3 protein-coding genes are annotated in these 6,114 nt (G+C 54.5%); 2 read left to right on the forward strand and 1 reads right to left on the reverse strand.

Features of this window, described 5'->3' with window-relative positions:
- Window positions 1-71: 71 nt before the first annotated feature.
- Both EJP87_RS13210 and EJP87_RS13215 read left to right on the forward strand, forming a co-directional pair.
- Window positions 72-803, forward strand: coding sequence for a M48 family metallopeptidase (locus EJP87_RS13210; protein WP_130472342.1), 732 nt, complete (start codon window positions 72-74; stop codon window positions 801-803).
- A gap of 15 nt (window positions 804-818) precedes the next feature.
- On the forward strand, window positions 819-4,865 hold the full coding sequence (locus EJP87_RS13215; protein WP_130472343.1) for a tetratricopeptide repeat protein: 4,047 nt from the start codon (window positions 819-821) through the stop codon (window positions 4,863-4,865).
- A gap of 1,042 nt (window positions 4,866-5,907) precedes the next feature.
- On the opposite strand, the gene EJP87_RS18605 is transcribed toward EJP87_RS13215, so the two are convergent.
- Window positions 5,908-6,114, reverse strand: a 207-nt coding sequence (locus tag EJP87_RS18605; RefSeq protein ID WP_227657636.1) for a hypothetical protein, incomplete at its 5' end; no start/stop codon positions are given.

The raw sequence follows: 6,114 nt of genomic DNA on the forward strand, positions 1-6,114 counted from the left end.
ACGCTGCCAAAGAGGTGATTGAACAGGTCATCCAAATTGCTCGGATTGGCCTTGGCCGAGGAAATATGTAAGTGTCGAACCTGAGCGTTATTTACGGTGACGACCGGATTGACTTTCAGGTGTGCATCTCCCGCGATCGTCCAAAGCGCAAGGTGGCCATTCATGTCTACCCGGACGGATCGGTGCAGGTGGACGCACCCGAAGGGGCTGGTGACAGTGAAATCCGGGACGCAGTGCGCAAACAGGCCCGATGGGTGCTGAAACACGTCAGCGATGCCAGGCAGCAACGTGAGCATGTGCTGGCCCGCCAGTATGTCAGTGGGGAAAGCCATTTCTATTTGGGACGTCGTCACCTGCTAAAGGTGATCGTGGCACCAGACGAACGGGCGACGGTGAAACTGCTGCGGGGGCGGTTAGAGGTCTGTTGTCCGAAAGAGTCCCCCGGTATGGTGAAAGATCTGCTGCGCGGTTGGTATCGAGATCGGGCGAAGGAGTACCTGCACAACCGTCTGACCATCCACGCGGGGCATATACCCTGGCTATCGGCCATCCCCTGTTGGAAACTGGCACCGATGCAAAAACAATGGGGGAGTTGTTCACCGAAAGGCGTCATCTCCCTGAACCCGCATCTGGTAAAGGCTCCGCGAGATTGTGTAGACTACGTTCTGCTCCACGAACTCTGTCACCTGAGGGAGCATAACCACAGCGAACGGTACTATCAGCTTCTTGGACAGTTGATGCCGGAATGGAAGTTTGTGAAAGTCAAGTTGGACGGGATGGCCGAACTGCTGCTGAACGAGTGAGATGAGAACCTCCTTATGCATGTGATTCCTTCTGAGCTTCCACCGCCGAAGAACGAGGCTGACTTCGAGCGTATGTGCGCCAACATATATGGCGTCGTCTATGGCGACCCCACCCCCAAGATCAACGGCAGAAAGGGGCAGTCGCAGGGTGGCGTGGACATCTTCGTCACGGCCAAGATTGGCCGCATAGGGATCCAGTGCAAGAAGTATTTCCTCACCCAGATCGAGTGGAAGCACGTTGAAGAAGAGGTGGCCAAGTCCGACAAGTTTGAGACACCGATTAAAAGATTGCTCATGGCAACCACATCACAGAATGATGCGGCTCTCCTTAAAAAGGTACAGCTACTTTCGGACGAAAGGGAGGAGGCTGGAAAATTCGGGGTCGAAATCGAGTTTTGGGAAGACATCCAGCTCAGGATCGACTCGCATACGATATTGCAGGACAGCTACAGACCGCAGTCGCCTGGGGCGGCATACCACCGCCAGTCGGAGGAAATGGCACGGATCGCGGAATACGTTATGGAGACGAGGGAGCACGTCGCCACGATGGCAGCACTTCCCCAAGGCCGCGAGGATTCGGCAAACAAGCTGATAACGGGGCAACTTGATAGAACGAACGAACTCATAAAGGCCGGTCGCTACCGGGATGCCCTCGAGCATATCGACAATATCGGACGCGACCTTGCTCCATTCGACGATCATCAGCGGGCACGATGGTATCTTCAGCGCGGCTTGAGCCTATGGTATTCAAAGGACGACCAGAAAGAGGCTGCCGAACTGTTCGTCAAGGCTTCCAAGACATATCCTGATGACGAGAGAATGGCTGCGGCAGGGATACGCGGTCTGAGTATATCAGAGGAAATTGAGGGAGCGATAGCCGCAGGCAGAGAGGCTGCGGAGCGGTTTCCACTGTCGATTCACGTTTGGCTTGCCTATGCAAATGCCAGAATAATCTCTGGTGAACAGATCAATTCTTCTGATGTTCCACCCACTTTCCAGGATGAGCCTGATACCTTGCAATTGGCGGCCTTCTCAGCAAAGCGGCGCGACAACGTCAGTGAAGCGGCGAGACTTGCCGGTCGTGCTGCGGAGCACGAGTCTGCAGGGTTCTTTATCAGAGCGGCGTTTCTGCGTTTTGCGGTGGAAGACTGCGCGGCAGAGCCTGTGTTGGCCCAGTTCGGTTTGATGGAAGCGGAGAAGAAGGGGAGGCTGGAGAAGGCCGTCTCTCACTTCGATGACCGGCAGGTCCGTTTGTGGAGCATCCAATCGGATGCCTGTGTTGAGACCGCGACACATCTTGGCTTCGCTTTTCTTTTGCTTGGGCAGACTCCAAGGGCACTGGAGATTTCTCAAGAGGCCAGAAGCAGGAGACTCCGCTCGCCAGAACTCCTCCGTGTAGAAATCCAGGCACTCGACGAGTCTGGAAGGAAAGAAGAGGCCCTGGCGATGGCTCGATCATTGATGTCCGATCTGTCGCCTGAGGCCCTGGCCATAACTGCCGGGATTGCATCAAACCAGGGTGACGTGGCCTTTTTGGAGGAGGTTGCTCAGGTTGCCTTGAGAAATTTTCCAGGGAATATCGAACTGGGAGACTTTCTGCTTGGCCTAAAGTGGGTGGCCATGGCCCGATCCGGAAAGATGGAGGATGCTCTTGGAGCAATTCAGTCTTCCACCCAAGGAGTTTTCGACCGACCTTTTCCATTGAGCATTGCAGCAAGGATCCTTAAACGGGCAGAGCGGGCCATTGAAGCGATGGAGATGGTTGACAAGGCAGTGGCCCGGCTCGGCTCCGATTCCAAAGCTCCAGACAGGCTGCAGGTGGCCGAACTGTTGTCCCTTTTTGAAAGATGGACCGAGGCGGCATCCCTTTACGAAGGGATTCTCGCGGGTGCAGGCAAGGGACCATCGGAACTTCACGCAAAACTGCTCGAATGCTATGTTGAGTCCGAGAACCGTTCCCAGGCAAGGGATCTTCTGTCCAGAATGCCAGAAGGGTGGGTCGACCATGACGAGACGAGGAGGTGCGCAATCAACCTCGGCCAGAGGGCTGGGGACTGGCAATTCCTTTTGCCCTTGGCCGAAAGACAGGTTGCAAAAGCACCCACCGAGGCGGTCTCTTGGTGGTTCAAGCTGAAGGTACTTATGCATGCTGCCAGCCCCGCTGCTTTCCAGAGCCAAGTGGAAATGGTTCCCGAGGAAGTGTCGGGTTCGATTTGCAACATTGGCATGCTCGCATCGCTTGAGTTGCGCTATGGGCAGGGGGAAAAGGCGTTGAGGCGACTGTATTGTCTTGCAAGAAGGAACATGGACGAGCCGGAGGCATTTTCGGCCTATCTCATAAACCTTCTCATTGGCAAGACTCCCCCGCTTGATGACTCTCTGAAGCAGGTTGCGCCAGGTTGCGTGGTTACCATCACGGATGAGTCTGGCTCCATCCGCGAGTCGATTGTCCTCGACCCACTTGAAACCGGACACTTGCCAAAACGCGACGGGTTTTTCTCCCCAGATGACCCTGATGTGTTGATGCTTATCGGGAAGGGATTGGGTGCCGAGGTTGTGATTCCGTGGCAAGCTGGCGGTTCCCGTCTTGTCAGGATTACCTCTGTTGGTTCCGCATACCGTCACATGGTGGCTGTGGCACAGGAAAGGGCAGGAAGGTTTAACGGAATCCCGCACCTGAAACCAGTCCAGGTTGGAAACACGGGCAACCTTGAGGCGGATCTGGCCCGGGTGCACGAGGAAATCCGGCGCGTCAGTGCTGTCTCCAAGCAGGTGATGGAGTACTATGCCTCTGGTGCCATGACCCTGTCTTTGTTTGCGGAGCTCCTCGGACGCTCGCCTATTGATCTTTGTATGGGATGGTCGTCAGACCTTCCCCCTCTTTTTGTGGGGGAAGGTCATGCACAGGAACGGGCGTTCGCCTTGGCCGCCTTGAGAAAAACCGATCTGATCGTCGTGGCCGATTCTACCGCGTTGTGTGAATTGGCCAGACACGGGGCGGAACGTGCCCTTTCGATCCTGCCAAGAGTGTTGATCGCATCAGCCACAAAGGAGTTGGTGGATGCCTTTGTGACTGACGCCGAGAGTGACAAGTCAAGTGGAATGGCCTTCGACAACGGGGGAAAGCTGGGGTTTGTCGAATATGGTGAGTCTTGGAAGGCTCAGAGAATCGCATTCGCAAGGAGGATGGCCGAGATCGTTGCTGGCTGTGATGTGTTGCCGGTTTATGGTGATTTCGGGTCATCGGAGCAGGAGTTGTTCTCCGTACTGGGAACCGAGGAAGGGGAAATCCTGCGTCTTGCCAAGGAACACGGCGCATCCATCCTCACGCTCGATGGGAGGCTCAGGAAACTGGCTCGATCGGATTTTGGCATTGAGGGGCTCTGGCCTCAAGTACTTGTGATGAGGGCCAGCGAAATCGGATTGCTGTCTCAGCGTGAGAGATCGGCATTCACGATTGGCGCGTTTCTCTCCAACCGGACGTTCGTGTCGTTGGCTTCCGAGGATCTCCTCTGGATGGTTGCACAGGGGGATGCTTGGTTGCAGTCTGGCATGTCCGTGTTTAAGCACTATTTGTCATCAGCCAACGCTGAAAGAGATTCGACCTTTAAGGTCACGTTGGACTTTCTCCTTGGTGTGGTGCATTTCCATCCCCAAACGGGAGCTTTTGCAGTGCTGCTGTCGCATGTTGCGGAAGCAATGTTCCGCCGTGCTGATTGCCCGGTGGATTGGGGAAAACGACTTGAACACTTTGTCTGGGAACTCCTTGTGAATCCAGCTCCTCCTGAATATACATTGTCGGTTCTTAATGATATAGAGAATCACAAGTTAAACGTGAAAATGAAGCTACTATCCAAGGCCATAAATGACGCTCTAGTGCGCTCCAAAGAGGCATCTTCAAACCGGCCTCTTCGGATACGAGTCCTGCATTGTGCGTTGGAGCCGTATTTGGTTGTCGATCGGGACGCGGTTTCGGAGGCTACCCAGGCACTGTTGGGCGAGAAGGTGGGAGGGGAGCAGAATACCTGTCGGCTGCGCAGGTGGATGAACACCAGGGAGTAGGCCGTCATTTTGCCCATGGGAGTGAATATGTCCTTGGTAAAAAAGTCGCATGCCACGATGGACTCCAAATGCGCCTTGATAAAGGTCAGCCATGGGATTGGTGGATTCTTCTTCTCTTTCTCCGGCGTTGGGTGAATCCCCGCATCGGTGAGGATGCGTTTGACAGAGGTTGAACCGGCATACAGGCCCAATTTTTTGAGTTCCCCGGCGATGCGTCGGTATCCCCAGAGGATGTTCTCCTTGGCCATGCGAATCACGGTGTCGCGCAGTTCTTTGGAGAGTCGGGGTCGACCGAGCGGTTTGAAATCCTCTCCCTTGTTGGTCTGGTTGAGCCAACGGCGGTAGGTGGTGGGCTTGACGATTTCCATCAGTTCGGCAATATCATGATCGCATTCGGCACCGAGACGGATAAGTTCTGATTTTTCCTCGGGAGATGGATTGATTCTGTTGGTTGTCAGCCGTTTCTGGAGGATGCGGATCTGTGCCTTGAGCAACCGGATCTCGGCGTTGTGCCGAGGATTGAAGAAGTGGGCAATCATGGCCCAAAGGAGGAAGACGAACGAATTTGTCATCACTTGAAACGCTCCCGCGCAGTTTTGAAAATTGGCCTCCAGACCAAGCAGATGCGGGCATCCTACATTTTGGAACAGGCCTCAGGAAGTGTTGGTGTGAGTGCATTTCCGGCGGCAGGGTTCGAAGGACAGTGACTCTTGCCGAGACGCCGCAGGTCAGGGTGTCTGGTTCCCGATGGTCATGCCCCTGGTCTGGGAGCTGTGGTTGGCACCGTGGTGTGGTCGGTTGGGAGTTGAACCGTCGTCCGAGTGCCTTCCCGTTGGACAAGGAGAGATTCATCGGATCCTCTGAAAACGGGAGGAGAGGACATGCATAGTACGATGGGTGGCACCCTCACGGTTTGACGAATAGTCACAGAGAAAGACAGAGAATGTCAGAGAACGTTCCGATGGCATCATTGCCGACGAAGAGGGAGTTAAACCCAAGTCAACAGGTGACTCGTCTGACGCAGGTGAAATGTTCAACGAAATTAAAAAATCCGTTTAATCCCTGAAAGATGCAAAATCCCTTGCCGCTTGGCTAACCAAGATGGCGTCAAACCGTTCTCCTGCTGCGCTGCAGCAAAGTGGTGGAGAATTTTCCGTTTTGCGTATCGTTCGCTCCACCATTTAAGTTTTGCAAGTCGCTCTTCGCAAAATGGCCGCCCGCAAAGGCGGCTTTTTTGTGTCAGAAAAAC

The sequence above is a fragment of the Candidatus Magnetaquicoccus inordinatus genome (assembly GCF_004217665.1).
GTDB classification, from domain to species: domain Bacteria; phylum Pseudomonadota; class Magnetococcia; order Magnetococcales; family Magnetaquicoccaceae; genus Magnetaquicoccus; species Magnetaquicoccus inordinatus.